The following is a 3,228-nucleotide window of genomic DNA, read 5'->3' as shown; positions in this document are numbered from 1 at the left end:
CGTATCCGCATGGTCTTCTTCCCTGCCGCCGTTCGCGAGGCCGACGCTGACGTCAACCTGTGACCTGACCCGAGTTTACGAACACCTAGCATCTTGACCTGAACCACCGAAGTTCCCTGATCGGCCGCGACTGAGGAGCGGCTACCTCGAGCCAACACGAGGTGCGCTCAACGTACACGGGACGACCTGTCTACCGCTAGAGGGGATCGTCTCACGCGGACGACCGCCGAAAATGCGGGTTCCGATCGGTATTCCGATCGAGTGCCCCTGGAGAGACTCGAACTCCCAACCGTTTCCTTAGGACGGAACTGCTCTTCCATTGAGCTACAGAGGCTGACCGCCCGATTCTACGGGCGAGGCGCTCAGCCAGGCGGGGCGTAGAGGTAGTAGAAGGCACCCGCAGGAGCAATGCGCTGGCTGTAGCCGTGGTCGACGGAGTAGTTGTACTCCTCGACGACGACGCTGCCGTCGGAGAGAATGCCCGACACGTAGGCGACGTGGTTGCCGCCCGCGGTCCAGGCGACAGCGCCAACCTGCGGCGTGCTGCCGGTGGGCCAACCCTTGTTGACCCAATGGTTCTTCCACGAGTAGGCGCTGCCCTGGGCGAGGTTCGACCAGACCCAGCGGAACGGGGCCGAGGTGGAGCCGGCATCCCGATTCAGGCGCCAGGCGACGAAGTCGACGCATTCGCGGTAGTAGTAGTTGAGCGGCGAGAGACCGCCACCCTGCGGCCGGCTGAGCTGATCCGGCCACGGGTAGTCGTCGCCGAGGGCGCGGGCGCCGGAGTTCATATAGGCGGCGAGGTTCTGCTGCCGGATCGCGTCGGCGTACATCTTGCGTAGATCGGCAGCGTTGGTCACCCCGTAGGAGTCGCGGATGCTGGCCGACAGATCGGTCGTCGCCGCGGTGATCTCGACCGCCTGCGCGTCGAGTGGTTCCGCGTTCTGGGCGAGGCCGTTCTGGTCGGCGAAGGCAGGCAGGGTGAGCGAGGCAAAGAGTCCGACGACGACCGCCATCACGCCGGCGCTGCTGAGTTTGCGACGCAAGCCGCCGGGAGCCGGCTTCGCGAGGGTGCTGCGCACGACATCCCGAGGGTGGGTGCGTTTGCTGTTCTTTGCCGGACGGGTGCGGGCCACCGCGGTGCGGGCGCCCGGTGGGAGCTCGGTCGCACGGTAGGCGCCGGCCTCCCGCATTTCGCGCCGCGACGAGAAGCCAGGGGCCTCGCTGCTGGCGATCGCCGACTCGCCAGAACTTTCGGGGAGGGCTGACGGCTGAGCGAGCGAGGAGCGCGAATCCGCATCCAGCTCGCCGAAGAGTCCCTTCAATGGATCAGGGAACTCGCTATCCGTCAAGATATTGCCTCCGGGTCAGCGACCTTTCGACCATACGCGAACGATCCTGAGAAGTCACGGTGAGATAACGGACCTCACGCTGCGGGCGCGAGGAACTCCTCCCATTGCGGTTGGGCGCGTTCAACCCCACGCACGAGCCAGGCGGTGCCGTGCGGAGCACGCGGGATGGTGCGCAGCGACCAGCCCATCTCCTGTGGAGTTCGGTCACCTTTCACGTTGTTGCAGCGCAGGCAGCACGCCACCAGGTTCTCCCAGGTGTCGGCGCCGCCCCGCGAGCGCGGCATCACGTGATCGATCGTCGAGGCACCGGCCGCGCAGTACGCACAGCGTTGCCCGTCGCGGCGCAGCACCCCGCGGCGCGACACGGGAACGTTTCGTCCCGAAGGCACTTTCACGTAGCGGCGCAGGATGACGACCGACGGCCGATCCCACTGCCCCGAGGTGCCGATCACCGGGTGTTCGGCGTCGCTGGCGATGATCGCGGCCTTGCCCGTGAGTACGAGCACGAGCGCTCGCTTGAACGACACGACGGCGAGCGGCTCGTAGCCGGCATTGAGTACCAGTGTGCGCACGACGGAATCTCCTCTCGAAGGCGCCTGCACGGCTTGCAGGCATTCGATTCCCCGGCTATCGAGGATCAGGAGGAACAAAAGGGCGCCGTCGCGAACGACAGCGCCCTACACGACCGGAACGTGACAGTGCACGACCGGACGAATGCTGCGCCGTATCCGAAACAGCGCGCGCGCATCCTTGGTGGGGATGCTGCCCGCGTGACGCATACGACTCTCCTAGATCCTCAAGTGACCGAGGGTTCCAGGGTAGCCCGGGAATCCAATCGCGTCGGTTACGGCACGGTGAAGATTCGCGAGGCGCCCGGTCAGATGCCGACGCGCACGAACCAGTAGTTGCCCCACGGCTTGCTGATCTTCACTCCCGTGGCAGGAGTCGACGCGTGGATCATCGTGCCGTTGCCGAGGTAGATGCCGACGTGGCCGCCACCATCGGTGAAGACGAGGTCGCCCGCCATCGCCGCTTCGGGGGCGATGGCCGTCATCCGACCCTGTGCGCTCGAGGAGTGCGGCAGGGAGATGCCCACATGAGCGAAGACGAACTGGGTGAACCCCGAGCAGTCGAATCCTGCGGGCGATGCACCGCCGTAGACGTAGGGGGAGCCGAGGTACTGCATCGCGATCGAGACGATCGTGTTGGGGTCATACCCGGGGTACGGCGGGTTGGCGAGCAAGTCGCGCACGCTCGGGCCGCTGTACGACGCGTAGCGCGCCGCCTGGGCGATCCGTGCCATCTCGGCAGCTGACGTTGCACCGTAGGCGTCGCGACTGGCTACCATCGCAGGCTCGACCGCGGCCGCGACCTCAAGGTTCTGAGCCCCGACGCTCAGCGCGGTGCTGAACTCAGCGGTCTCGGAGTCGGTTGAGCGGTACGCGTATGCGGGCAGTGCGACCGTCGCGAAGATCGACGGCACGGCGACGCCCATCACGAGCAGCGGCAGCACCCGAAGGCGCGGGCGTCGGAACGCCGAGCCAGACGTGGACAGGGATTCGGCTTCGGTCGGGTTGGGGGAAAGGCGACCGGGGGTAGCGCTAGAGAACAATGAGAGACTCCCGCACCGCACCGCGCTCTCGAGCGGCCCCATCCTTGTCGTATGTCACGTCGCGCGGCAGAGGATGGGAAGTGAGGCGCCCTGCAGCGCGGCCTCCGACCGGCTTGCGTGGCCGAGAGGACCCGTTGACTATACGTGACGTACCTGGGGCCGCAACTCAGCTCGCGACGTAAACGTGCACGGCGACCTCGGGAGGCAATTCGAGCCCCTCGCCGAAGCCATCAACCCGCACCAGCACGTAGCCGCCCGCCGACG

The 3,228-nt window shown here is 66.5% G+C and carries 3 protein-coding genes and 1 tRNA gene; all 4 read right to left on the bottom strand.

Features of this window, described 5'->3' with window-relative positions:
• Positions 1 to 262: 262 nt before the first annotated feature.
• Positions 263 to 334, bottom strand: a tRNA-Arg gene (locus tag RMO30_RS05585).
• A 28-nt stretch (positions 335 to 362) separates the two neighbouring features.
• Positions 363 to 1,352 (bottom strand): CHAP domain-containing protein, encoded by a 990-nt coding sequence (locus tag RMO30_RS05580; protein WP_309710560.1) that lies wholly within the window; start codon positions 1,350 to 1,352, stop codon positions 363 to 365.
• 74 nt (positions 1,353 to 1,426) lie between these two features.
• On the bottom strand, positions 1,427 to 1,924 hold the full coding sequence (locus RMO30_RS05575; protein WP_309710557.1) for an HNH endonuclease: 498 nt from the start codon (positions 1,922 to 1,924) through the stop codon (positions 1,427 to 1,429).
• A gap of 305 nt (positions 1,925 to 2,229) precedes the next feature.
• The gene (locus tag RMO30_RS05570; RefSeq protein ID WP_309710554.1) at positions 2,230 to 2,865 is read right to left on the bottom strand and encodes a C40 family peptidase; all 636 of its coding nucleotides are present in this window, start codon (positions 2,863 to 2,865) and stop codon (positions 2,230 to 2,232) included.
• Between the last annotated feature and the right edge of the window lie 363 nt (positions 2,866 to 3,228).

Source organism: Pseudolysinimonas sp., from assembly GCF_031389465.1.
Taxonomy (GTDB): Bacteria; Actinomycetota; Actinomycetes; order Actinomycetales; family Microbacteriaceae; genus Pseudolysinimonas_A.
This window is presented reverse-complemented; position numbering and strand designations above follow the sequence as displayed.